Source organism: Undibacterium sp. GW821-FHT07F11 (assembly GCF_059418665.1).
The window spans coordinates 202,589-228,330 of the sequence record NZ_JBWKQH010000008.1; the positions used below are offsets into that span (position 1 = coordinate 202,589).

Here is a 25,742-nt window from a genome sequence, read left to right on the forward strand (position 1 = left end):
TTTATTTCCCTTGTGGATTGGCAGTTGCCGGAGTTGAAGCCGATATTGAAGCTGAAGCCGAGGCGGCTGAAGCAGTCAGGTCGGCACCGGCTGAGGCTACCATTTTTACCTTTTGTCCATCCACGAGGGTGGAAACCGGATTACGTATCACCTTGTCGCCATCTGCCAGGCCACTACGTATTTCAAAATCACCACGACGCGGATCACGCTCACCAACGACAATACTGATTTTGTTGATGATGCCATCCTTGATGCGCCAGGCATAAGCCTTGTCGCCATCACGCAGCAAGGCTGTGCTCTTGATCATCAGGGTCTGGGTAGAACCTGTTTCTATGCGGCCTTCAGCATACAGGCCAGATACTCTTGGCGGTGTGGCATCTGCAAAGGCTACCAGCACTTCCACCTGTCTGGTGGTGGCGTTTGCTGCCATATCCACACGCTTCACCTTGCCTGCAAAAACCTGGTCACCATAGCCATTGACACGAAAACTGACGGTCTGGCCTATCTTGACATTGTTCACCTTGTCGGCCGACAGCAAGCCTTCAAAGCGCATGCTGGTGGGGTCAATAACCTTGACCAGTTCTTTGCCTATCTGTGCGGTGTCACCAGCTGAAACCTTGCGTTCACTGACTACACCATCAAAGGGGGCGCGCACTTCCGTGCGTTGCATTTGCTGACGCGCCTGCGCAGCACGTGCCTTGGCGGCCACCAGATCACTCTGGGCATTATTGCGGCGGATTTCCGCATCTTCCAGTTGCTGGGTAGAAGTCATGCCGGATGCGCGCAAAGTTTTCAGGCGCTGGAATTGTCGTTCGGCCTGCTCCAGTGACTGGGCTGATGCCCTGGCAGCTTCTTCTGCAGAATTGCGGCTGTCACGTATCGAGGTATCATCCAGACGCACCAGCAAATCACCACGTTTCACTGTCTCGCCATTTTCTTTCAATACTTGCAAGACCACCGTAGACAATTCTGAGCGCAGATCGGCCTTGCGTTCTGGCTGTATCGAACCGGTAATCACAGGGCCGGACGACAGTGCGCTATTTTGTATCACTTGCAAATCTTCCTGCGTCACCAGCAAGGGGCTGTCCGGTATCTTGGCACTGGCTGACTTTGAGCTTGCTGAACCTGCACTGGCACTGGCCTTGGCCTGGTCCGATTCCTTGCCATCCTTTCCTCCCTTGCTGCATGCCGTCAATGACAAGGCAAGGGAAAGAAAAATCAGACTGGGTCGCAACATGGTGGATCTCCGTATATTTATAATGAATGTTTCACTAAGAAGCTGATTTGTAACAAAAAGTTCCAATTCTTGCCAAGTATCCATGAGCATGCATGCTAGTGTCAATCATGCATTACCAGCTTGCAACATTAGCTAAATATAAGCGTGTTTCTTGCAATGTCAGCATAAGTCCGGTAGGCTCCCGCCTCCTGCGTATCTACCAAGCTGCTTATTGTGTCTGTTACTGTATTCACCCCTGCTTCACCACCTGTCTTATTAATCGTCACTGATGTTTTTGGCAATACGCCGGCAATCGCCAGTTTTGCCCGGCAATTTTCTGTGCCTTGCCTGATTGCATCGCCTTTTAGCGGTGAGAAAACACAATACCCGGCAGAAACCCTGGCTTACCATGCCTTTATTGCCGAGGGTGGAGTTGGCGCGTATGCAGAACACCTGTCCCAACTGATAGCTGCCAACCAGTCCAGCCTGCGTTACGCCATAGGCTTTAGCGCCGGTGCCAGCGCCTTGTGGCTCAATAGTGCCAATCCATTTATGTCCAGCCTGCAGCAAACCATATTGTTTTATGGTTCACGCATACGGGATTATCGCGATGTGCAGCCCGCCTGCCCTACTCGCCTGATATTTGCCGAACAGGAAGCGGCATTTGAACCGGCAGAATTGGTGGCCGATTTAAGGCAACGCAACCACGATGCAGAACTGGTCAAAGGCAGCAAACATGGGTTCATGAATCCCTATTCAGCCGGTTTTTGCCTGAAAACCCAGGAGCGCTTCATGAAAGAATTGCTTGATATGACGCAAATCAGTGTCGCAGCCTGAGTCTCTTACATACGCTTAACCAGAGGGCAAGATTGAGTTTCGCCCCCTCTTACCCTATACTTCGCACGCGTGACACAATCACCGCCTTGTGTTTTTGATTACACCAACCAGTGATCAGAGACTGTTTTACTTGCATAACAACACCACTTATTTAATCACTTTTTTGCGGCACTACTGCATTTGCCTGATCTGGCAGAACCTGGTTGTACCGCGCGGAGCCATAAGCATGACCGCTTTTGTATTTAATGAAATCAATTTCGACGACCACGAACAAGTCGTGTTCGCATCCGAAGCCAAATCCGGCTTGAAAGCCATTATCGCAGTCCATAACACCAATCTTGGCCCGGCCATGGGTGGCTGCCGCATGTGGAATTATGCAGATGAAGCTGAAGCTGTACGTGATGTATTGCGCCTCTCGCGCGGCATGACCTACAAGAACGCAGTTGCTGGCCTGCCTATCGGCGGCGGCAAGAGCGTCATCATCGGCAACCCAAAAACTGACAAGACCCCTGCCCTGTTTGAAGCCCTGGGTGAAGCCCTGGAGCGCCTCGGCGGCCGTTATGTCACGGCAGAAGACGTAGGCACCAGCCCGGCTGACATGGCCAATGTTGCCAGCAAAACCAAATACGTTGCCGGTCTGGGTGACCGTGGCGACCCATCCCCGTATACCGCACTGGGCTGCTTCGTGGGTGCCCAGGCAGCAGTCAAACACCATTTCAAACGCGACAGCTTTGATGGCCTGACCGTGGCCCTGCAAGGTCTGGGTCATGTAGGTTATGACTATGCACGCCAGTTGAAAGAAGCCGGCGCCAAACTCATCGTCACCGATATCGACCAGGCCGCACTGAAACGTGCGCAAGAAGAGTTGGGTGCAGAAGTCGTCGCCATCGATGCCATCTATGACGTACAAGCCGACATCTACGCACCATGCGCTCTGGGTGCGACCCTGAACCCGGACACCTTGTCACGCTTGAAAGCGAAGATCGTTGCAGGTGGCGCCAACAACCAGTTGGCGACGCCAGAGATGGGCGAACTCTGCCGTCAAAAAGGCATCCTGTATGCGCCTGACTTTGTCATCAATGCCGGTGGCATCATCAAGGTTTGTTACGAATACCTGAACACGCCAGAAGACGGCATGGTCGCCCATGTACGCCGTATCGGTGAAACCCTGGCAGAAGTATTTGCCCGCGCTGATGCAGAAGGCTTGCCAACCAGCGTTATCGCTGATCGCATCGCTGAAGCGAAATTCAAGAAATAATTTCCTCGCTGATGCAGGCTCAAAAGCCACCAGACTGATGTTCTGGTGGCTTTTTTGTTTTTCGCATTGTATCTGCCGTAATCGCAAACATCTGTATCTACTGGCGCAATATCAACAAGCATATTCTATCTGAGAGGCAGGTTTTCTTATCCAACCGGAGAATATGAATGACGATGTTATCGAATATACGCATGCTGACCCACTATAAATCCTGGGCAGACGACAAGATGTTTTCCATGCTGAGTGCCTTGCCAGAAGAAGAGATATTGCGCCCTCGTCTGACACGCTTTGGCAACATGCTGCATACCCTGAACCACGTGTATGTCATCGACGATGTCTTTCGTGCCCATTTACTGGGTCAAAAACATGAATATCAAGACCGCAATACGGCCACCACACCGCCACTGACCGAACTGTGGAATGCATCAAAAAAAATGAATGAGTGGTACCGGAATTTCACGCAAGACTTGAATGAAGATGATCTGGAGCGCGTCATCAATTTCAATTTCATCGGTGGTGGCGAGGGTGTCATGAGCTGCCAGGAAATGCTGCTGCACGTCGTCAATCACGCTACCTATCATCGCGGTTTTGTCGGTGACATGATGTACCAGGCCAAGGTCATGCCACAGTCTACTGATCTCACTGTGTTTATCAGGGATGTGCTGAGGGCTTGAAACTTTTTAGCAAATATCAGATCGTATGGCTATGTGCTTGAAACCTAATACTTTCAAGCTTACACTCAACACTTTCCCATAGCCACCCGACTGATCATGACCATACTCACTACTGCACGCCTGCGCCTTGAACCAATGAGCGACAGCCATTTTGATGGCCTGTTCCACATGAACAGCCAGCCGGAAGTCATGCAATACATTACCGGCAAACCAGATACACCGGAAGACACGCAGGCCATGATAGAGCGCGTCAAGGCACGCTGGATAGAGTATGGTTTTTCCTGGTGGAGTTTCATAGAACTCGATAGCAATGAAGTCATCGGTGCTGGCTGCATACAATATCTAGGACGCGACCCGGCCAATCCCCTGGAAACAGGCTGGCGTCTGCGCAAGGAGAGCTGGAACAAGGGTTATGCCTCAGAAGCCGCGCAAGCCATGGTTGCATTTGCGTTTGAAAACCTCAAGGCAGAATCCTTATGCGCCGTCTGTCACCAGGACAATCATGGATCAGCCCATGTCATGAAAAAACTGGGCATGCAATATCGCGGCATAGAACGCTGGTACGACATGGATACTGCAGTCTACTCCATGGACAGGGCAGAATGGCTGGCAAACAAAACATAGTGCTTAATCTGCAGCGACGATAATACGGTTGCGACCGGCCTCCTTGGCACGATACAAAGCCATGTCGCTGGATGATAGCGATACATCAGCGTCAATATCGCTTGCCTGCATGATGGCAATACCTATACTGACCGTCACCGGGATGATGTGACTATGTACATTAACTGGCGTATTCAGTAATTGTTTTTGCACGCGCTCAGCGAAAACAGTGGCATCGGCAATGCCGGTACCTGCCAGCACCACGGCAAATTCTTCACCGCCCACGCGGCCGGCATAATCGCTCTTGCGCAATTCATCATGCAGGATATGGGCAAAATGCCTGAGTACCAGATCACCAACAGCATGGCCATAGCTGTCATTGATCAGCTTGAAATTATCCAGGTCACACATGAGGACTGCGGCTGATTTACTGGCACCGCGCTGTACGCGTGCCAGCTCTTCTTCCATGCGGCCCATGAAGCTGCGGCGATTCGGAATTTGCGTTAAAAAATCGATGGTCGCCAGTTCCTGCAACTCCTGCTCTATGCGTTTGTGTTCGGTGACATCAGTAATAAAGCCGTGCCACAGTGTAGATCCATCTGGCAAGCGGCGCGGTCTGGCATCCATCTGACGCCAGCGTATGCCTTGCTGCGGCAGGTTGACGCGGTATTCCAGATGCAGGTATTCCAATCTGCTGGCTGATTTCAGGACGGCAGTGCGATAAGCAGGAAAATCATCAGGGTGTATGCGCGCATGTACCAGTGCCACCCCTTCATGCATCTGTGCCGGATTTAATTCATAAATATCGTGTACACCTTCGCTGAGGTAGGTAAAGCTTTCTTCACCATTGGCATGCATGCAGTACTGATAGGCCAGACCGGGCACCTCATTGGTCAGGCAAGTCACCAGATCAACACTTTCCTGCAGGCGTTGTGACAAGGTGCGCATGGCAGTGATGTCAGTAGTAGTGCCTATCATACGCAAGGGGCTGCCATCTTCCGCACGACTGACGACCTTGCCACGGCTGGATATCCATTTATAACTGCCATCCTTGCAACGCACTCTGTGTTCAACCACATATTGTTCAGTCTGCCCTTCGAAATGTGCTTTCATGGTGGCTTGCACATAGGGCAGGTCTTCAGGATGGAGTCTGGTATAACTTTCTTCTATGCGGTTCGAGATTTCTGCATCGGTATAGCCGAGTATTGCTTTCCAGCCCGGCGAGTAATGAATTTGCCCGGCTGGCACATCCCTGTCCCAGATACCAGTGCCACTGCCTTCTATCGCCAATACCATACGCTGCATGCTAGCCTGGCTTTGCCGTACCAATACTTGTGCCTGCTGGATTTTTTGCTGATCATGTTCGTGTTGTACGAGAGTGGCGATCAGGCTGGCAAGCTCATGCAGGACTTGCCCTTCAGGCTTGTTAATGGAGGATCTATCCCTTGCAAAAAAGAGCAAGCCACCGAGCAAAGTATGCTCATGATTAAAAAAAGGCAGGCCATCAACCAGGCACAGTCCACGAGCTTGCGCTGCTTCTTGCAAATCCTTGATACACCTGCCCTGATGCGGGCTCTCAAATTGCGCAGTATCAGCACTTGCAGGTTGAAAATTTTCGGCCATGAATGGCATGGCATGCACGACAGCGATGCAAGGTTCAGGTAAATCTGATGCAATCGATACACTGGTTTCAGCCCCAGACTCAGCACCACGCAAGACTACGATAGCTGTCAGCAACCCTGCATAGTGAATCCCCAGGCTGGCAACTAGCAGATGCAAGCTCTCATCAAGTGCAGCCTTGCGGGCAATACCATTCATGCATAGCCGGTGCAAGCTCAGCAAATGCTGATAGTCATCATTGCTCTTATGCGAAGTATCCAGACTCATATCTACCCGGTATTCGTGGTCAGAGATTGCTTGCACATGTTCAGCATGCAGAAAACCGGCATCGACATGATGTGAGCGACAATACTCAGGGAACAACAAACTCACCCGATTCGATCATATACCAAAGGGAGTATGCTTGAAGGCGAGCAACAATTTTTAATACAAATACTGAATACAAAACAAGACAACATTCATCAGCACGAGTAAAGCAAAGAGATTTCGATTCACCTTATTGGTGCATGAACACAACTATTTTGTCCTGCCATTGCCTGTATTCACGCTGATGATTGTCAATATTGCCTTGAAAATGGATGTTGAGCGCCACAATGCTTGTCTCTGACTGGTTTTGCCAGAAATTACAAACCCTGTTGTTTCAATTGCTCAATCTCAAAATCACCGTCATCAACCAGACGCTCCCATCCCTTAAATTTGCCCAATCCCAAAGTTCTGGCCATGGACAGTAACAGGCTTTGTCCCGCTGCTGCCCGTTCTGGCATCAACTGATAAACAGGATCACTGAAAGCTAGAGCTGGTGTAGTAAACTTCCAGCCCATATCCTTGAACTGGGCGATAACGTCATCAAGCCACAAAGCATTGATCAAATTGTGATGCATGAGCATGACTTGCGGAATATCGCGTCCCTGCAATTGCCAGGACAAGGCGCGATAAGCTTCGGCACGCTGACGTACATGAGCCATGTAAGCACGCTTGATGGCGCTCACATCTGCCTGTGGATTTTTGCCTAGCACGTCTACCAGTTTCTCATTCAGGCGCCAGTCGCTGGTATCCAGGCTGACATAGGCATTACGGTAATTTTGCTGCTTCAGGAAATTACGCATGCCATCACGCTTTTCTGGCGTATTACCTTCCCGCAGATAGGTATAGCGATACCATTTCTGGTAGCCAGGCAAAGTGCTGATGATCTGGTCACAATCCAGGATTTCTTGCTGATATTGCGCCAGGCTGACTTTATCACTGTGCAAATCAGGGTGGCTCATGCTGTGGTTGCCGACAGCGTGGCCGGCATCCCCCCAGGCTTTAGCCAGTGCATAACCGGCAGGCTGTTTTGCGGCATAGTCCGCCGTTACAAACAAAGCTGCTGATACGCCATGTTTAGCCAAGGCATTCAGCATGGCTTGATTGCGCTGTTCAGGGCTTAGCCTAGGTGTCTGTTCCAGATTGGGGCCATCGTCAATGGTGATAGCTACTGTTTGCGCGCCCGCATTAGCTGCAAGCGAAATGAATGTAATTAAAAATACAGAGTTCGCTGCAAGAGCTACATTTTTGAAAAATTTCAATTTGAATTCGTTTTCTGAATTAATTTAATCGACGACGTAGCCAGCAGATTTTGCTGATGTGCCAGTAGTAGCGTCGGCACCATCGGCAGCATTGATGAGCATGAACTGCTGACCATTCCATTGATAAGATTCGGCTTGTTCACCTGGTGTTGCAGATATTGCCAGCAGAGATTTTTTATTCCCGGCTACATCATAAGTCCATTCAAAAGCCCCTGCCACCAGGGTTTGCAGCAACTTGTATTCGCTTTGTACCATGCCATAAACCTGCAACTCCTCATATGCGGCACCCTGCTGTATCTTGAGTACGAATACAGGTTTTCCTGCCAGGGTAAATTCAGTATGTAGCTGCAGGCGTGGATTATAGCTATCGGCAAACTGCTTTTGCGACACCACCCGCCAGGCTTGCTTTTCTTTTTTCAGTATGCTGACTGTGCTGATTGTGCTTGATATTCCTGCTTTGTTTTTAATACCTGGCAGGCTTGCCGGTTTACCCGACCAACTGACGACCTTCCAGTCATCTTGTATGCTGAGCATGCTGTAATTTTCAAAGTCACTCAGGCTAGTCTTGCTCACTACAGGGATTGCATCTTGTTGCGAAGGCGCACTGGCTGCAGATCTATTACCTGGCTGACAGGCGGTCAGCATCACAAGAATGAAGAGAGAAAACAGCGTCTTTTTATATGGCATGAATGAATAATTTCAGGAGATTTTTCTTTTGATGCCAGTATAAATTGCAGACGAGCAACAAAATGATATGCGATAGCATAACATTAAGTTTTAACGAGCGTATGAAGTGCATATATTCCATACAGATTCTCATTTCATTTCTGGTGCAGCGGCTTATAATTCTGAGGCTGCACTGTTATATCTAAGTTCATTACTGCGTTAGTTTCATTACTGCGGTTACATCAAATGAATTCATACCGAAATAAAAATCGAAGGAGATATCAGCATGAGTATCGTTAGCTCACACGCACCTGGTGCCTTTTGTTGGGTAGAACTCGCCACCAATGATCAAAATGCCGCCAAGGCATTTTATGGTGAACTGTTCGGCTGGAGCGCCCAGGACAATGAGATGGGGCCAGGAAGTTACTACACCATTTTCCAGCTCAAGGGAAATGATGCCGCAGCAGCATACACTCTGGATTCTGAGCAGCAGGCTGGCGTACCGCCACATTGGACGATTTATGTGTCTACCAAGGATGCAGATGCGACTGCAAAGCACAGCACAGAACTGGATGGCGAAGTCATTGTCCCGGCGTTTGACGTGTTTGACCTGGGCCGCATGGCTGTATTAAAAGACCCTACAGGTGCATTCCATAATATCTGGCAGCCAGGCAAAAATATTGGCGTTGGTATACATAATGAGCCGGGTGCATTTTGCTGGGGACAACTCAATACTAGTGATACGGCAAAAGCAGAGGCGTATTACAAGGCCTTGTTTGGCTGGGGTGCAAAAACAGGTAGCGATGGTGGCATGACTTATACGGAATGGCAGCACAATGGCACGCCCATTGGTGGCATGATGGACTTGCCTGACGGTGCCATGGCACCCTCGCACTGGCTGGCGTATTTCAGTGTTGCAGATTGCGATGCTACGGCTACCAAGGCGCAGGCCCTGGGTGCGGCTACTTATGTGCCACCTAGCGATATTCCAAATACTGGTCGCTTTGCTGTCATGGCTGATCCTCAAGGTGCAGTGTTTGCGATTTACCAGGAAAATTGAGTATTAGTTGAGTAATTGCCGCTCCCGGCTTGCGTAAGGATAATGCTCTGGTTTTTCAGCAGTAAACTGATGGCATGTGTTACTCCAAGCCTGGGGCTGGATAAGACTTCCTTGCCCATATCATTCAAACCTCTCGTCGCTGCTGCCATTGATGCCTGTGCCAATACCACGACATCAATGTCAGCAGTTTTCTCATGCAATGCAGCTCTGACAGAATTAGTGATGGCTTGCAAATAAGCATGACTATCCCCTTGCAAAAAATACGCCCAGGCATGGTCCAGCAAGAGATTACTGATCACTACCGGTTTACCTGAGGCGCTGGCCGATTCCATCAACAATTCAGTGGTGGGAGCCAGCGTGCTTTCCAGTGCCGCGACCAGCAATATACGTGGTCCTGATGCAACTGCGCGGTCTGCCATGGCACGATCTATTCTTGCTGTCCGCAAACCTGATCGTCCATTCATGCGCTCAGCAATCCCACCTATGCTGGAACAGGTGCATACCACCATGGACGCGCCACTGGCGGCCGCCTCTTGCATCGCTGCCTCTACGCTGTTGATAACGACAGGATCAGCGGCTCCAAATTGCTGTGCCGCCGTAAGCAGACTTTCATCAACATGATGATGTACTTTAAGCTCTGGTGCCAATTCCAGCATCAGCGCATCAAAGCCCGCCACATGTACAGATGAAGTGTGTAAAAAAGCGAGTTGTAGCATGCCGTCTGCGTCCTCTTTTTACTCTGTCAATTGAGTTTTTTCATATGGGCGACCAATTGGTCGAGAGCAGTACCCCAGCCTTGGTGGAATCCCATTTCCATATGCTTTTGCTTGTCTTCCGCATTCTTATGCAGGACAACGGCTTTATATCTTGTACCCGTTTCATGCGCTTCAAATGTAATGATGGCGGTCATGAAGGAGTTGCCGGCAGGACGAAAACCTGGCCCCAGGGCATCAGTAAATACCAGCTTCTTGCCGGGTATGACTTCGAGATAGCAACCGGCGTTGTCATGATCAACACCTTCAGGCGAACGCATGACAGTGCGGAAGATGCCACCCGCTTTCAGGTCAATTTCACAGTCCACGGTTTTCCAGGGTGCGGGCGTAAACCATTCAAGCAAATGAGCGGGCGTAGTCCATGCAGCCCACACCAGAGATGGCGGGATATCGACTATACGTTCCAGCACCAGATCGAACTTACCCTCTTCCGTCGTGACATCAGACATCATGGTTCTCCTTTATTTTGTTTAAATATGCATCAAGTTGATTAAAGCGTTTTTCCCAATCACTGCGCTGCGACGCCAGCCATTGCTCAGCTTCTTTTAAGGCCTCTGGTGCTAATTGGTAAGTCCTTACCCTGCCTTTTTTTTCTGATATCACCAGACCTGAATGCTCAAGTACCCGCAAATGCTGGGTAAACGAAGGCAAGGCCATGTCAAATTCTAGCGCCAATTCGCTGACTGCTGCGGGCCCTTTGCATAAGCGTGCCAAGACTGCACGACGGGTCGTGTCGCCGAGGGCAGAAAATAAATGGTCGAGTTGGATTTGCTGAATTGACATGCGAATAATATAGCGCAAACCAATACTTAGGTAAATACCTTTGTATTAAAATTTATTGCGCGATTTTTTCTTCTGGCCGCATATTCTTCAATTTCTGATCAAAAATCTCTTGCAGATACTGGTAACGGGGGGAAAGATATAAATATACAGGCTTGAAAAACAAATCTTGCAGGTTATAGCTACCTGGTGCTGGCTGATTCTCTTCAAGCATTTTCAGCGCAAGTGACTTGGTCATGATGCAGGCATCACCCAGCTTTCTCAACACCATATAGGCACAATCGTATTCCGAACTGACCGCAATCAGATGATCCAGCTCCTTGTGTGCCGCGATGGCTGCATTACCACGCACATAAAATACTTTATACCTGTTCAGATCGCCCAGAGACTTCACGATAATATTCTTGTCATGGGTCAGCACACTGAAACTCAGATAACCCAAAGCTGTAGGGACACGGCTCGCTGTTGGTGCCAGATGTTGAAATTCTTCAAAGCGCGGCAATTCGCCTGCTGTTTCACTAACCTGCAACATCCTCACCGCACGTCCGGGCGGATAGGCTGTCAGGCTGCAGTTCAGGCCGCTTTGTCTGCACAGTTTTTCCAACAGAATTTTACTGTCTACGAAAGCCTCAGCGGCTTCGCTAAGAGAAGAAGAAAAGCGCAATACCTCACGCTGCACTGGCTGTTCACGAGCACTGACATCTGCACAGACGCCAAAGAAAAACAGTAATAGAAATGCACGCACGCCTGCAAACTTTCAAATCAGGGCAGGCACTTCGTCTTGATGAGCAAGGAGCGCAATAAGAACAGGAGACGGAGATTGTGGAACCTTCCCAACTCCAGTATTTAACAATTCCCGCAGACTTACAAGCAGGACTTGCGATAGTGTTGCAGGGCAGGTTCAGACTGATAATTTTTACATTGAATCTTGTGGCTCTGACATATCAATCCATTATTGTTTGATGAAAATGCTCAACAGTCGTAACTATACTCAAACAACCCAATTTTGACACCAGACAAGGCCTCAAGAGTTGCTGCCATGGCTTGTAACCGGGCCACGGCAGCATCGAAGATAGTCATGCGCACCATTGAAATAAGCTCTTGCAATAAAAAGCATCAACATGATTACTCAGTATGTTAATGTGCCACGGGTTCAGCTTCCAGTGCTTCTGCAGTACGCTCAGCATTGTAAAGTTCCAGATTCAGCAAACCCAGGCGTTTGGCGACTATCGTTGGCACCAGTGCCTGACCAGCGACGTTAACCGCAGTGCGGCCCATATCAATGATGGGTTCTACGGCTAGCAACAGACCCACGCCTTCCAGCGGCAAGCCAACCGTGGACAAGGTCAGTGTCAGCATGACGGTCGCACCAGTCGTGCCAGCGGTCGCAGTTGAACCCAGCACAGAAACCAGGGCGATCAAAGCCAGTTGAGTCACATCCAGATGCAGACCATAAAATTGTGCAATAAAGATAGCCGAGATGGCCGGGTAAATCGAGGCGCAACCATCCATCTTGGTGGTTGCGCCCAAGGGCACGGCAAAGGCCGCATATTCACGCGGCACACCCAGATAACGCTCAGTGACCCGTTCTGTCAAAGGCATGGTACCCATCGATGAGCGTGACACAAACCCCAGTTGCACGGCTGGCCAGACGCCGCTGAAATACTGACGCACTGACAAGCCATGCAACTTGACCAGCAAGGGATAAACCACGAACAAAACCAACAGCAAACCCACATAGACTGAGGCACTGAAACTGGCGAGCGAACCCAGCGCGTCCCAGCCATAACTAGCTACCGCATCCCCCAGCAGGGCCAGTGTCCCTATCGGTGCCAGGCGTATGATCCACCACAATATTTTTTGCACCACTGCACCGACAGCATCAGTAAAACGTAGCAATGGCTCAGCACGTTCACCAACTTTGAGTGCAGCCACGCCAACAGCAATAGAAATCACCAGCAATTGCAATACATTAAAACCAAGCTGGGTACTGGCGACTGCTTTCTCCCCCACCAGCTTGACTGAGCTGCTGGCTGTCATACCCAGGATATTTCCCGGTAACAGTTGATTCAGGAAAGCCCACCAGGAACCTGTCCTTGATGGTGCGCTCGCCTTGGCAGCGTCAACGACCGCACCTGCACTTGGGTTAGCCAACAAGCCTATCGTCAAACCAATGGCAACTGCGATAAAAGCAGTAATCGCAAACCAGATCAGGGTTTGTGTCGCCAGCTGTGCTGCATTTTGCAAACGGCGCAGATTGGCTATACTGCTGACCACCGCAGTCAATATCAGGGGCGGGATCATGAGTTTCAACAAGCCCACATAGGCATTGCCGATTGCACCAAGCGCGACCTGCAGCCAGTTGGCCTCGCTACCTTGTGTACCCATGTTGCGCGCTATCAAACCCACCACTACGCCGGCCAACAGACCCACGACTATCTGCGGCCCGAAAGACTTCCACCAGCGCGCACCATGCCCGCTGGGCAAAGGTGCAAGTACCTTGTTACCTGAAGTTTGCATATCCATTATCCCTACGCTTATGACTGTATTAAAGGTGCCTGCTATCATGCACCAAAGCCAGTGCTAATTGCAAATACTGGAACTGATTGCAGTTATACGTATAGGGTATAAGAAGAAATATGTCCACGTCTTAGTAAGTCACTCCCTGGCTGACAGAGCCAGAATCAGCCGGTAATTTTTGCACACCGCCATTCAGGAAGCGCTCTACAAAACCGTGGCGCACGAGCAGGTGGTAACTCAGCAGGCAAAACAGGCTTGTGAACAGGATATTGCAGATCAGCCTCCCGATTGCACCAAGCGGGCTGTGATATAGCAAAACACCAAACCCTACCGTCCCCAGCATGTGCACCAAATAAACCCAGTAAGAGCTGTCTGCCAGATATGACAGCAAGCGATTCTGGCTGGGCAGGTAACGCAGGAATAAACCTATCAGGGCAAAGCTCCAGAGCCAGCTGACGCTATTGTACAAATACGCCATTACTGCCTGCATGCCAAGGCTGGCTGACTCTGCGTTAGCGCCAATATTGACCAGCGCCAAAAACAGGATGAATGCAGGCAAGCCAGCACCAAGATACCACCAGCATTTGCGCTCAAAGCGGGGAAGCAAATCTGCCTGAAAGCGATACAGGAAAATCCCGCAGGTAAAAAACATGCCGCTATGGATGAATTCGGCGGGGTGCAGCATGAAAGAACCAAGTGGTGTCACCATGCCATTACGGTAGATGCTCCCAACAGCCGCCAAAGGCAGAACCAACAAAAGTACACCCCACCAGTTGTTGCACAGCATTTTCCAGGTTTTGGCAAAACCATCCTGAAGCGCCGATGGAATAAATGCGATCCAACGCAGCAGCAAGGCATACACCAGGCAATACAGGAAGAGGTAATAGATGAACCACAAATGCAGCAGCGATACCCGAGGTCGGCCAGGTATTTGTGGAATAAGGTCAAAGTCCAGACCCATCGTGCCAAAAGCATTCAGATGCGCATACACTGCCACCAGCAAACTCATTGAGACAAGCAGTAAAGGCCAGAACACCATGAAGGGCCAGACCAGCTTGCGCACGCGCTGGTGCAGCATGGCAGTCGTTCCACGCTTGGCGACCAGCATGGCAACGAAAAAGCCGGCCAGGATGAAAAACACAGGCATGCGGAAAGCATGGATGAAGACGATGAGTAAATCTGCCAGCAAACTGGTCTGGTTATCGCGCCAGGGCGTAGGTGCAGGATTGACCATATAGTTGACAGACACATGCACGACTATGCCCAGCCACATCATGATGGCTCTGAGATTATCGAGGGAATGCAGGCGTTGATGAGTAGTCATGTGGGATTATTTAAGGTTTTGGAGAAGCGACTCTTTCTTATGCCCGCTTATGTCCTGCTTTTATGTACTGCTTTTTATGTACCGCTTATAAGCGATAAATCCAGTCGCTTTCATTGGTCCGGGCATCGTTCACCAATTGTTGCGGACTGCGTCCCGACACATCCTTGCAATCCCGGATCAAGTGAGATTGATCTGCATAACCCATTGCGCTGGCATGCTCGGTCCAATTCGGCGTGTGCCCCTGCTCCAGATCAAGCAAGACCTGGCTATGACTGCGCGTGGCGCGCCATAATCTGGACAAGCCCAACAAGGGCAAGCCAGCTTCCTTCCTGGCCCGCCTCTGTGCCTGGCGGGCACCAACCCCAAGCAAACTACAACTCAGGCGCAAACTCAGGTTTTGCCCCATCTTGCGCAAACGTGACCAGGGACTGGCGAGCAGGGAGCTGCTGTTTTGCGCGACATAGGTTTCAATCAATTGACGCCGCTCTGCGTGGGAATCAGCCGAGGCAACAGCTTGCAGCAGTGTCCGGCTTTGTGGATTCAATACATCGCTGGCATCGACGAAGTGATCTTGCACGGTTTCCAGATCGAGGCCAAACAGGACATGAAAAGCATCTGAATAAAACACTGCCATAAAACTATGCCTGTCACCCAGATTCATGGATACTCCATACTGACTCTGACAACCGGCCATAAATACCTGCGGCAAGCGTTGATCCTTGCTGACATTTCCCTGCTGCACCAGACAGACCTCGCCTTCCAGCATCCAGGTAATAGAACAGAACGGCGTGGCAGGATAGCGATTCAACAGATCCTGCCCGTCCAGATGGCAACCACGGGTGTCACGCACGATATACATCAGCACATGCTCAGCCGTCTGACCACTGGCTGGCCAGATATGCGTTTGCGCTTTTGGAGTCTTGTCGGTCTTGGGCATGTAGTGGATGCTACCTGCTTCGATGATGGATGTATTGTACGTTTACGACATTTTTAAAGTTTTATGAGAGCAAGTGTTTGATTTGCTTGCCCATTGTTAGCAATTTGCTCAGATCATCTGGATTGCTGCGGAGGGGGTAATGTTGCTTTTGCTGTTGGATTTGACTTTGGGGTTGTTTTTGAAGTTAGCAGTTCCCATGTGTAGCCGCCATTTGTGCAGTACAGAAAATGGATTAAGAAGAACCGCTGTTTGAGGTGTAGCAGGGGTTTCGGGCGACCCGCGTAGGGCAGCATGCTGCCCGCCTGCATAACGACATGCGCTTGCAAGCGCATGTTCCTAAAGCAAGGCCGCAGGCGAGTTTCGGATCTTCCCATTTTTTGTACTGCACAAATGGGCACCCCGTAGGGGATGTTGGCAGGGTTTCGCAAAGCATGCTTTGCGCTGCCAACATCTAAGCCGCTTGCAAGCGGCGCAGTGGAGTGCTACGCCTGGGTCGCCTTTCTTTGAATTCTTTCTTTGGCGACACACAGAAAGAATTTCGGCTGCCGGGCCGAGACCCGGCTTGTATCCACGAAGGGCAATCGTTTTAATCAAAGCACGGCAATGCAACAAACGCCACTGGGCTCCAGCCTGCGCTGGAGCGACGAATTTAAGATTGCCGTGTATCTTATGATTGAAGTGCTGGCAGCTAGCGAGGAGCCGCAAGCGGCTCCCCAAAAATCACTCAGCCTTTGCCGCAGCAGGCTTGAACTGCCCCATCACATCCCTCTTGCCCCGTTCCAGATAAGGCACAGGCTTGTCCATCCATTCAGGACGTGGACTACCCAGCAAATAATGATCAAAGAACTCGGCCATATGCACGGTATAAAACTTCATATTGTCGCGCTCTTTGAGACCATGTTTTTCACCGTTGAAATTGAACCAGTAGGCTTCCTTGCCCAACTGGCGCAAAGCGGTGAAAAATTCTATGGCCTGATACCATGGCACTGCATCATCATCATCGTTATGGATGGTCAGATAAGGCGTCTGCACTTTGTCTACATAGAATATGGGTGAATTTTCTATATACTCGGCCGTCTTGTTCCACGGCGCACCACCGATACGGCTTTGCTGTTTTTCATACTGGAAGGCGCGGCTCATGCCTGTGCCCCAGCGTATGCCACCGTAACCACTGATCATGTTCGCCATCGATGCGCCAGCTTCAACAGCACGGAACATGTTGGTTTGCGTAATCAGGTAATTAATCTGGTAAGCACCCCAGCTATGCCCCTGTATGCCTACGCGTTTGGGATCGACATAGCCTTGCGCCAGTACTTTTTGTACTGCTGGCACGACAGTGTTATAGGCACTCTTGCCCGGATGTCCAGTCTTATACACGATGTCCGGGCGCAGCACGACATAACCATTACTCAGGTAACGGGTGACATTGATGTTCTGGCTAGGTGCAGGTGGGACATATTTATGCAAACTTTCCGACATGTTTTCATAGATGTAGACCATCATCGGATATTTTTTTGCCGGATCAAAATTCTCAGGCTTGGCCAGCAAGGCCTTGAGCTTCTTGCCATCGAGACTGGTGTATTCAATCATTTCCTGCTTGCCCCAGTTGAATTGGGCTTGCTGTGGATTGGCATTGCTGATTTTTTGCGGGTTTTGCAAAGCCAGGTTGCTGGTCCACAAGTCCGGGAATTCCGTAAAACTTTGCTGCGTAAATAATACCGTATCTGCCTTCTTGGCCTTGATCAGGCCAGCGAACATTTTATCGCCATGTATCAGTTTGACTGGTTCGCCAGATTTTGGGTTTTGCTGGTAATAACCGGTAGAGCGATTGCCTTCATTAGTGGCGGCCAGTATCCATGAATCTGTCGGCAAAGCCTTGGCTTCGGCGACGGGTGAGGGTTCATCAGCAGGCGGTTTTTTCTCCATATCGACAGGAACATAACGCAGCTCCAGATTGTGCTTGCGACCATAGCCTGCTGTCACGTTGCGGCTGGTTTGAGTCTGCGGATTGACTTCCCACAAGTCAAACTGATCATACAAGACTACGCTGGCATCGTCCTCAGTCCAGCCGGCAAAACCATAGGCATCCTTGACTTCAGGTGTATCGCGTTTTGCGTCTTCAAAACGTGTCTTGATTTTTCCTGTCAGGTTGATCTTGCTGCCATCTGCAGTTGACCAGCAATACCATACGCTGCTATTGGCATCAAAGGCCAGCACATATTTACCACCTGGCGACAGGCTGGGTACATAACGCAATTTTTGCACCAGCAAGCGAGCCTGGCCAGTCTGCAAATCTACTGCATAGGCATCGTGATACAGCGCATCCCATGATTGCTGCATTTTGTAAGGCACATCACTGGCCCCCATGGCAAAACGCGCATTATCATTGATCAATACATTTGGGATATTCTTGTTGGCAAGCTGGACGAAGCGTTGCTCAGCGATATGGAAAACCGCTTTATAGCTACGCTGTTTTTCTTTCTCTGCCTTGACTTTTTGCATGGATTGCAGCTCAGGATCTTTCCAGTGCCAGAGATCAACCTTGAAGGGTTCTGGCGCATCCTTGGCGTCAGCCTTGGCCAGTTCTGCGGTCCCAAAGAACAGGCGCTGGCCATCTTTGCTAAAGCTCAGGCTGGCATGCTCACTGGGCAGCCAGCCTGCTGACAAACCTGCCGTATCAGCTGTGACAATGGCTTTGGCTTCGCTATCACCGGCGCGCCAGTAATACAGATTGTATGCAGTAATTTCTTTTTCAGCTTTGTCAGTTTTGTCTGTATCAGCACTTTTCTTGCCAGACTTATCTGCTTCGGCGTGTTTTTTTGCCAGGTCATCACGGTTGCTGACGAAGGCAAGTTGACGGCCAGCTTCATCAAAATTCATGTGCTTGTAACTGCCTGCACTTGCCATGATTGCACGTGGTGTCAGGTCTTGCGGGCTGATAAGGTAAACACCTTCACGCGCGCCGTCTTTTTGTGCATCTTTGGTGATGACATTGAAAGCCAGCAATTCGCCATTTTTTGACCAGGTAAAATCAGCGACGTCCTTGAAGCTGCTGCGTTTGGTATTCGCCACATCGATTAACAGAAATTCTGTACCCGTGTCTTTTTTCTTTGCTGCGGCATTGGCCGTAGCAGCCTGCTGATCATCATCGTCCTTGGCGGCAGGTTCAGCGTCTTTCTTCGCATCTTTCTTTGCGTCCTTGGGCGCATCGAACAAGACTGCCAGGAAGTTGCCACCCTCTTCTGGCCAGGCAAAACGTTTTACCCTGTCCAGGTTTTCAATTTTACCCGTCGCCAGATTCATGATGCCCAAACCAGATTTGGGCAAATCATCACCCTTCTTCTTGTCCTTCTTGGCCTTGTCCAGTTCTACTCTGGTTGGCGCAATCGCAAAAGCCAGGTAACGTCCATCCGCACTGAATGCCGGTGTAGTGCCGCGTGGCGCACGAAATTCGCGGCCATCTTTCAAATTCCTGACGACGACTTCGCCGTCCGACTCTTGTCCCACCAATGCATAGGCTGCCCAGTTGCCATCACGGCTCAAGACATTGCCTTGTATGCTGCGCCAGTTTGCATAGACATCATGACTGATGACTTTCTTTGCATTTATCGCGACAGCGGCAGAGCCTTCTGCCAGCACCGGGGCGGCGTGGATAGCAGGAACATAGGCGCCATAAGCCAGACATACCAGCAAAGCAGTGACGGCTAAGTCAGGCAGCTTACGCAATTTGTAGTGACCGGAAGATGAAACAGAAGAAGGAGGAAAATAAGGCGTGCTAAACACTGGAATTACCTTTCTTGTAGACTAGCTTTACATCACTACATTGTAATGTCAAACCCAAATAAATCGACAAAACAATTATGCATTATCGGTGTTGCGTTGCAGCAAGTTCAGGCTTATCAAGATTGCACTTGCAGGGTTTTGACCACGCGCATCTCACCTTTTTCACCGGCACCTGAGCCACTGCTCTTACTTTCTTTTCTGGTAACAACCAACCGGTCGCCGCTCACTCCATACACCAGCTCTTCCTCATTTTTGGTTTCAAAGCTGATGACAACAAAAGCGCGTCCGGAGATAGCCTGATGCATACGGCTGGCCAGCGGGATGCCATCCGGGCCTATCCATACATCCAGACTGCCTTCGAATTTCTTGACGTATTTACGATCTTTTTCGCTGAGCTTTTCAATAGAAATCTCGAAACTCAGCAAGCGCGCGGGCTTGCCATTGTAAGTAGCATCGGCTTTTTCATTTTTGAGTATGGCCTTTTCCAAGACGCGCGACAGATTACCGACAGCAGAAACCATGGGACGCAATTCTGATGAATTGACTTCCTTGATGGCGGCAATGGTGGGAGTTTTGGCTTTGGGATCTTTTTCCTTGGCGCGCTCTTCAGTTTCGAGACGCGTCAATAAATCCTTGCTATACAAAAGCTGCAAGCCACGGGGGCTGTCATCAAGACTGATACTGGCCTGGCCATTTTGCTCATCAGCATCCTTGCCGTCACCCTGGCGGCTCCAGGTTTTGGCTTCGACTACAGCTTTCACCGGTGTTTGCCCTGGCAGACGTGCCAGGGCGGCTTTTAAGTCTGCCAGTCCATCGGCCTGCGCTGCTTCGTTAAACAGAGAAAAAAAAGCCCCTGCGAGGATTAACAACATTTTCTTTTTTGCCAGCATACATCCCCTATCAACTCGGCTATCGTGAGCCATCTGACATTGGGGACGCCTTAAAGTTCAGCCTTGCTGCATCACTGCTTAAGTGCCAGCCACTTCCTGTAGACCAGCAAGGCCACTTGCGCATCATTGGCGGCGTACATGATTTGCCTGTCATTCAGGGCTGGGGCGGCCCAGTTGGAAGTAGAGGTTTTTTTGGATTTTTGCAATTGCATGCCAAAGAATTTGGCGACCGCTGCTTTCGCCCCCATGTCGCGCTGCTTGCTTTCGCGCATGGCACGCGCCAGGTCAAGCACGTGCTGTGGCAAGATGCCAAGCTTGATTTTCAGACGCTTCATGTCATCGCTGAGTCCAAAGCCAACCTTGAGTATGTCTTTCGACTCCAGCAGGGCTTTCACGGCATCGGTGTTTTGTGCCTTGAGCGTGGGGAAAAGATAAGCCTTGCTATCGGTAGCCAGTTGTATCAGATGCGGGCCATCGGATTGCTGGCCTTTGAAAAATACCGGCTTGGATTCTGTATCAAAACCCAAAATATCAGCTGCCAGCATCTCTGCATAGGCTTGCTCTGCGTCTGCGGGCGTCTGTACCAGCAGTATGTCTTTTTCCTGGATACCAGGATAAGGGGGGAGGGAAACTTCCTGATCTTCTATCATGACAGCATGATAAGTGAAATATCATGGATATGTCAGGTGATGGTTTGCTACCAGGGCTTGTGAAAGTATAAAAATAGTGGAGATAAGCCACAAACAAGCCACAAACAACATCTCAACCCCATAAAAATATATTTTTAATATCATTTCAAGCCGGGAATTTCTTTACGCGCATTTGCATCAGCAACACAATCATGCATTTCTCAAATACCCTGAGCCTGGGTAATGACTGCCAGTGGTGAGATAAATATGAAAACACGGTCGCTGCAGCAATTGCAGCAATTGCAACTCCCAACAGCTTAGTGGTAGCCCGCTAGAATGATCTCTCAACGGCATTGTTGCCTGGCAAATACGCATGACGCCATAAGAAGCTTGATGCGAGATTTGACTCAGCTATCACCATTAGCATTCACAGGCTTGCCCACCTGCCCTGTTTTGAGAGGGTCAACACGCCGTCTGCGTGGCCTGCCACTGGGCAGAGGTTCTATGATCAGGGCTTGACCATCGGGAAGGGAAATCGCCAGTTTTTCCTGCCCATCGTGCTTAAAATGATAGACAGTCGCCGCGCCGACGGCTGCAGATTTCTCCAGTGTTGCTGCCATCAGCAATTCCGGGATTTCGCTCACCTTGCCTGTACGCCAGATCAGCTTATTCATGAGTTTATTCATTGATATGCTCGCGATAGCGGATGGCAAAACCTGCGGCGTCCATGGGTCGGCCAAAATAATAGCCCTGTACCTGGCTGCAACCCATTTTGCGCAAGAGTTCAGCCTGTTCTTTCTTTTCCACCCCTTCGGCAACTACACTCAGGCTCAGACTCAGTGCCATGGCAATGATGGCGCTGGCAATTGCTGCATCATCAGGATTTTCATGGATGTCATTGATGAAGGATTTATCTATCTTCAGTTCATCAATAGGGAAGCGCCGCAAGTAAGAAAGGCTGGAATAACCAGTACCAAAATCATCCAGCGAAATCGACAAACCCAGGTTTTTCAAGGCGCGCAATGCGACCAGCGTACTGTTGACATCCTGCATGACCATGCTCTCAGTCAGCTCCAGCGTGACATTGGACGGATCAGCGCCCGTCTCGGCAAAAATCGCAGCGACGCGCTCAGACAAATCTTCTTGCCGGAACTGGCGTGGTGACATATTAACGGCAATTTTCAAATCAGCCAGACCAGATTTTTTCCAGTTGACTTGCTGACGGCACGCTTCAGCCAAAACCCATTCTCCCAGAGGCAGGATGAGCCCTGTCTCTTCTGCCAGCGGAATGAATTCTATGGGGTGTATCAAGCCTATCTGCGGGTGATGCCAGCGCACCAGCGCTTCTGCGCCGACGATATAGCCAGTAGCCAGTTCTATCTTGGGCTGGTAATGCAGAGTGAGTTCATGTCTTTCCAGCGCACGACGCAATGCGCCTTCCATATTGAGGCGGCTGATGGCAGTAACACCCATTTCGGGAATAAACTGACGCACGCTATTGCGCCCATGCTCCTTGACGCGGTACATGGCGATGTCGGCATAGCGCAGCAAAATCTCGCCATGATCACCATCACGCGGATATAGCGAAATACCTATGCTGGCCGTGACAAATACATCATGCCCATTGATTTCAAACGGACGCGCCAGTGCGGCAAGGATTTTTTCAGCGACGATATCTACATCACCAGTCTCAGGCAAATCAGTCAGGATGATGACGAACTCGTCACCGCCCAAACGCGCCACCGTATCGGTTTCGCGCACACAATGGCTGAGCCGGTTAGCGACCTGCTTCAACATTTCATCCCCGGCACCATGGCCAGATGCATCATTGATGAGCTTGAAATGGTCAAGATCAAGCAGCATCAAGCCCACCGACAAGTCCTGGCGCTTGGCCCAGGCGATGGCCTGGGTGATGCGATCATTCAGCAAATTGCGGTTGGCCAGACCGGTCAGGCTGTCATGAGTAGCCTGGTATTCCAGTTCTTTCTGGTAATTGACTCGCTCACTGACATCATTGATGACGCTGACAAAATGCGTGGTGGCGGCACCCGTCGCATCCTTGACGGGTGAGATATGCAGCTCATTCCAGAATTGCGTACCGTCCTTGCGGTAATTGCGCAACAGTGCACACCCTGCTCTTTTTTCCCGCAATGCCGTGCGTATCTCTTCGAGATCTGGTTGCGCCAGATCTTCTCTTACCAGGAAACGCCCTTCCCGACCGATGACTTCTTGCGCCGCATAGCCAGTAATGCGCTCAAAAGCCGGATTCACATAAACGATGGAATGATCACTGTCATCACTGCGGGTAATCATGATGCCATTACTGCTTGATACCAAAGCTTGTTCACGCAAGAGCAGGGCCTGCTCGACTTCCTTCAACTGGAATTTGCTATCGGTAATGTCTTGTTTGACAGCGACCAGATGGGTGATATGCCCGTCAGCATCGCACAGCGGGCTGACCATCTGCCTTTCCCAGTAGGCAGTGCCGTCCTTGCGGTGGCTGAGCACATCACCCTGCCAGTGTTCGCCGACCTTGAGCGCCTTGATGATGCGCATGACTTTTTCATCAGCAGGGTCACCAGAATTCCAGAATACATGCTTGCCCAGCACCTCGTTCAATGCATAGCCAGAAATACGGCAAAAGCTGTCATTGCCATATTCAAGTTCACCATCAGCATTGGTAATGACTACTGCAAACGGGCTTTGCTGCACCGAGAGCGCCAGCATCTCCATGTTGTCTTGCAGATCATGGTGCTCATGCGTGCTGCTGAGGGCATGGATGGCTTGCGCAAGTTCATTGGCAAAGCGGCTCAATATGTTGTATGCATCACCATTTTCACTGAGATCAAAGTCAGCACCAACACGCAATTGCGCCAGCACATCACCATAACGCTGCAAAGGCAGAACCAGGTATTTTGTCTCTTTTCCAGCCTGCCTGTCGGCGCGAAAACGGTAAATTTCTGACTTGTCACCCAAGTCCAGTTCCACCTCGGCACACAGATAGCCAGCACGCTGTACCAGGATGCGACAGAAGCCACGCAACATCTCAGGCAATTCTGGCGTGTACCACAAGCAATGGGAAAGTTCCCCCAACAAGAGATACCACTCTTCCAGCCGGTGTGACTCGGCATCCAGGGTAAGATCAGGATCGACGATAGCCATTGCTCTGCGGTCTCCGGTTAAACTCGCTATTTTTATTGGCAGGTGGATTTTTATACCGCGTAGCCACATGAATTGCAACAAAAACCGCCCGAGCAAAGCTGCCTACTTATGCTGCAATTGCGTCACGCAATACAAAACAAATATTTGCAAAATAATAAGCATCCTCATATTTTCCTTCTGTTTTTCTCTGTGGTGCAGTAAGGAACTCGAACAGCATGCTGTTTGCTTACGAAACGATGATTTTTTGCAAAAAATCATTCCTTCCTCTGTAATGTGGTTAATGGTCTTAAGATTTTCTCCATTTAAGCCCCAAAAATTAATAAAATAGCATCAAGCAAATTCGCCTATCCTACGCAAAAGCCGTTAAAATCTAAGGTTTGGCAAACTTTATTCATCGCTTCTTCAAGAAGTGACAAAGGCAGATAGCACGATGCTCACATTTCAACAAATTATCCTGACATTACAAGATTACTGGGACAAGCAAGGCTGCGCCCTGTTGCAACCTTACGATATGGAAGTGGGCGCGGGGACTTCACATACCGGCACTTTCTTGCGCGCCATCGGGCCAGAACCATGGCGGGCGGCCTATGTACAACCATCACGCCGCCCCAAGGATGGCCGTTATGGTGAAAACCCTAACCGTCTGCAACACTATTACCAATATCAGGTGGTGTTGAAGCCTGCACCGGAAAATATCCTCGATCTCTACCTCGGTTCGCTGAAAGCCCTTGGCCTGGATTTGCAGCAAAACGACATACGCTTTGTTGAAGATGACTGGGAAAACCCTACCCTGGGTGCCTGGGGCCTGGGCTGGGAAGTCTGGCTGAATGGCATGGAAGTCACGCAATTCACTTACTTCCAGCAAGTCGGTGGTCTGGATTGCAAACCTATCCTCGGTGAAATCACCTATGGCCTGGAGCGTCTGGCCATGTATTTGCAAGGTGTAGACAATATCTATGACCTGGTCTGGACTGAGCGCGAAGAAAACGGCAAGACCGTGCGCCTGTCTTATGGTGATGTATTCCATCAAAATGAAGTTGAGCAATCGACTTTCAGCTTTGAATATTCGAATACTGATTTCCTGTTCTCCCTGTTCACAAATTACGAAGCAGAAGCCAAACGCCTGCTGGAAGTGACAGAAAAGTCCCTGGCCCTGCCAGCTTATGAAATGATCTTGAAGGCTGCACATACTTTCAATTTGCTGGATGCGCGTGGTGCGATTTCAGTAACTGAGCGTGCTGCCTACATAGGCCGCATACGCAATCTGTCGCGTGCCGTGGCTGCGGCTTACTATGCATCGCGTGAAGCACTGGGCTTCCCCATGTGCGCCGCGGATGACAAGCACAAGCCTGCTCCCGCTGCCGTCGCCGCTACATAAGCGCTGCATAAGCACTGCACAGGCTTTACGTATAGCCCACAAGAACATCATTAAACAGATTCTGGCA

The 25,742-nt window shown here is 50.2% G+C and carries 22 protein-coding genes; 6 read left to right on the forward strand and 16 right to left on the reverse strand.

Going from position 1 to position 25,742, the window contains the following annotated elements:
• Nucleotide 1: 1 nt before the first annotated feature.
• Complete coding sequence (locus AC07OI_RS20520; RefSeq protein WP_492706539.1) at nt 2–1,237, reverse strand: efflux RND transporter periplasmic adaptor subunit; 1,236 nt, start codon at nt 1,235–1,237, stop codon at nt 2–4.
• A 213-nt stretch (nt 1,238–1,450) separates the two neighbouring features.
• Here AC07OI_RS20520 and AC07OI_RS20525 point away from each other — a divergent pair, with 213 nt between their 5' ends.
• The 4 genes from AC07OI_RS20525 (at nt 1,451) to AC07OI_RS20540 (ending at nt 4,609) form a co-directional block, all read left to right on the forward strand.
• Nucleotides 1,451–2,053 carry a dienelactone hydrolase family protein gene (locus AC07OI_RS20525; RefSeq protein WP_492706537.1) on the forward strand — a complete coding sequence of 201 codons (603 nt, stop codon included), beginning with the start codon at nt 1,451–1,453 and terminating at the stop codon, nt 2,051–2,053.
• 226 nt (nt 2,054–2,279) lie between these two features.
• Nucleotides 2,280–3,311, forward strand: coding sequence for a Leu/Phe/Val dehydrogenase (locus AC07OI_RS20530; protein WP_492706535.1), 1,032 nt, complete (start codon nt 2,280–2,282; stop codon nt 3,309–3,311).
• Nucleotides 3,312–3,478: 167 nt separating this feature from the next.
• The gene (locus AC07OI_RS20535) at nt 3,479–3,985 is read left to right on the forward strand and encodes a DinB family protein (RefSeq protein WP_495258544.1); all 507 of its coding nucleotides are present in this window, start codon (nt 3,479–3,481) and stop codon (nt 3,983–3,985) included.
• Between the two features lie 96 nt (nt 3,986–4,081).
• Nucleotides 4,082–4,609, forward strand: coding sequence for a GNAT family N-acetyltransferase (locus AC07OI_RS20540; RefSeq protein WP_492706531.1), 528 nt, complete (start codon nt 4,082–4,084; stop codon nt 4,607–4,609).
• A gap of 3 nt (nt 4,610–4,612) precedes the next feature.
• Here AC07OI_RS20540 and AC07OI_RS20545 read toward each other — a convergent pair whose 3' ends face one another.
• The 3 genes from AC07OI_RS20545 to AC07OI_RS20555 form a co-directional block, all read right to left on the reverse strand.
• Entirely contained in the window at nt 4,613–6,580 is a 1,968-nt protein-coding gene (locus AC07OI_RS20545; protein ID WP_495258545.1) for a sensor domain-containing diguanylate cyclase, read from the reverse strand.
• A gap of 251 nt (nt 6,581–6,831) precedes the next feature.
• On the reverse strand, nt 6,832–7,773 hold the full coding sequence (locus tag AC07OI_RS20550; RefSeq protein ID WP_495258546.1) for a polysaccharide deacetylase family protein: 942 nt from the start codon (nt 7,771–7,773) through the stop codon (nt 6,832–6,834).
• A gap of 24 nt (nt 7,774–7,797) precedes the next feature.
• Nucleotides 7,798–8,460 carry a hypothetical protein gene (locus tag AC07OI_RS20555; RefSeq protein WP_495258547.1) on the reverse strand — a complete coding sequence of 221 codons (663 nt, stop codon included), beginning with the start codon at nt 8,458–8,460 and terminating at the stop codon, nt 7,798–7,800.
• 265 nt (nt 8,461–8,725) lie between these two features.
• Between AC07OI_RS20555 and AC07OI_RS20560 the strand changes: the two genes are divergently transcribed.
• Entirely contained in the window at nt 8,726–9,499 is a 774-nt protein-coding gene (locus tag AC07OI_RS20560) for a VOC family protein (RefSeq protein ID WP_495258548.1), read from the forward strand.
• On the opposite strand, the gene AC07OI_RS20565 is transcribed toward AC07OI_RS20560, so the two are convergent.
• From AC07OI_RS20565 to AC07OI_RS20620, 12 genes are all read right to left on the reverse strand, one after another.
• Nucleotides 9,484–10,215, reverse strand: coding sequence for an Asp/Glu/hydantoin racemase (locus AC07OI_RS20565; protein ID WP_495258549.1), 732 nt, complete (start codon nt 10,213–10,215; stop codon nt 9,484–9,486). The two genes, AC07OI_RS20560 and AC07OI_RS20565, sit on opposite strands and share 16 nt — an antisense overlap.
• A 26-nt stretch (nt 10,216–10,241) precedes the next feature.
• Nucleotides 10,242–10,724: an SRPBCC family protein gene (locus AC07OI_RS20570; RefSeq protein ID WP_495258550.1), complete on the reverse strand. Its 483-nt coding sequence runs from the start codon at nt 10,722–10,724 to the stop codon at nt 10,242–10,244.
• On the reverse strand, nt 10,714–11,055 hold the full coding sequence (locus AC07OI_RS20575; RefSeq protein ID WP_492706517.1) for an ArsR/SmtB family transcription factor: 342 nt from the start codon (nt 11,053–11,055) through the stop codon (nt 10,714–10,716). Before AC07OI_RS20575 ends, AC07OI_RS20570 begins: the two co-directional genes overlap by 11 nt.
• Before the next feature lie 52 nt (nt 11,056–11,107).
• Nucleotides 11,108–11,797, reverse strand: a complete 690-nt coding sequence (locus AC07OI_RS20580) for a hypothetical protein (protein ID WP_495258551.1) — start codon at nt 11,795–11,797, stop codon at nt 11,108–11,110.
• A 392-nt stretch (nt 11,798–12,189) separates the two neighbouring features.
• Nucleotides 12,190–13,572, reverse strand: a complete 1,383-nt coding sequence (locus tag AC07OI_RS20585; protein ID WP_492706513.1) for a dicarboxylate/amino acid:cation symporter — start codon at nt 13,570–13,572, stop codon at nt 12,190–12,192.
• Nucleotides 13,573–13,702: 130 nt separating this feature from the next.
• On the reverse strand, nt 13,703–14,896 hold the full coding sequence (locus AC07OI_RS20590) for an acyltransferase family protein (RefSeq protein ID WP_492706511.1): 1,194 nt from the start codon (nt 14,894–14,896) through the stop codon (nt 13,703–13,705).
• An 85-nt stretch (nt 14,897–14,981) separates the two neighbouring features.
• Nucleotides 14,982–15,833 (reverse strand): hypothetical protein, encoded by an 852-nt coding sequence (locus AC07OI_RS20595; protein WP_495258552.1) that lies wholly within the window; start codon nt 15,831–15,833, stop codon nt 14,982–14,984.
• Nucleotides 15,834–16,553: 720 nt separating this feature from the next.
• Complete coding sequence (locus tag AC07OI_RS20600) at nt 16,554–19,616, reverse strand: alpha/beta hydrolase family protein (RefSeq protein WP_495258553.1); 3,063 nt, start codon at nt 19,614–19,616, stop codon at nt 16,554–16,556.
• 116 nt (nt 19,617–19,732) lie between these two features.
• Complete coding sequence (locus AC07OI_RS20605; protein ID WP_495258554.1) at nt 19,733–20,488, reverse strand: hypothetical protein; 756 nt, start codon at nt 20,486–20,488, stop codon at nt 19,733–19,735.
• 89 nt (nt 20,489–20,577) lie between these two features.
• Nucleotides 20,578–21,156 (reverse strand): 3'-5' exonuclease, encoded by a 579-nt coding sequence (locus AC07OI_RS20610; RefSeq protein ID WP_492706503.1) that lies wholly within the window; start codon nt 21,154–21,156, stop codon nt 20,578–20,580.
• A 386-nt stretch (nt 21,157–21,542) separates the two neighbouring features.
• Nucleotides 21,543–21,809, reverse strand: a complete 267-nt coding sequence (locus tag AC07OI_RS20615) for a hypothetical protein (RefSeq protein ID WP_492706501.1) — start codon at nt 21,807–21,809, stop codon at nt 21,543–21,545.
• A gap of 4 nt (nt 21,810–21,813) precedes the next feature.
• Complete coding sequence (locus AC07OI_RS20620; protein ID WP_495258555.1) at nt 21,814–24,297, reverse strand: putative bifunctional diguanylate cyclase/phosphodiesterase; 2,484 nt, start codon at nt 24,295–24,297, stop codon at nt 21,814–21,816.
• A gap of 430 nt (nt 24,298–24,727) precedes the next feature.
• Between AC07OI_RS20620 and glyQ the strand changes: the two genes are divergently transcribed.
• A complete protein-coding gene (glyQ, locus tag AC07OI_RS20625) occupies nt 24,728–25,675 on the forward strand; it encodes a glycine--tRNA ligase subunit alpha (RefSeq protein ID WP_495258556.1) in 948 nt (315 codons plus the stop codon).
• Nucleotides 25,676–25,742 lie beyond the last annotated feature (67 nt).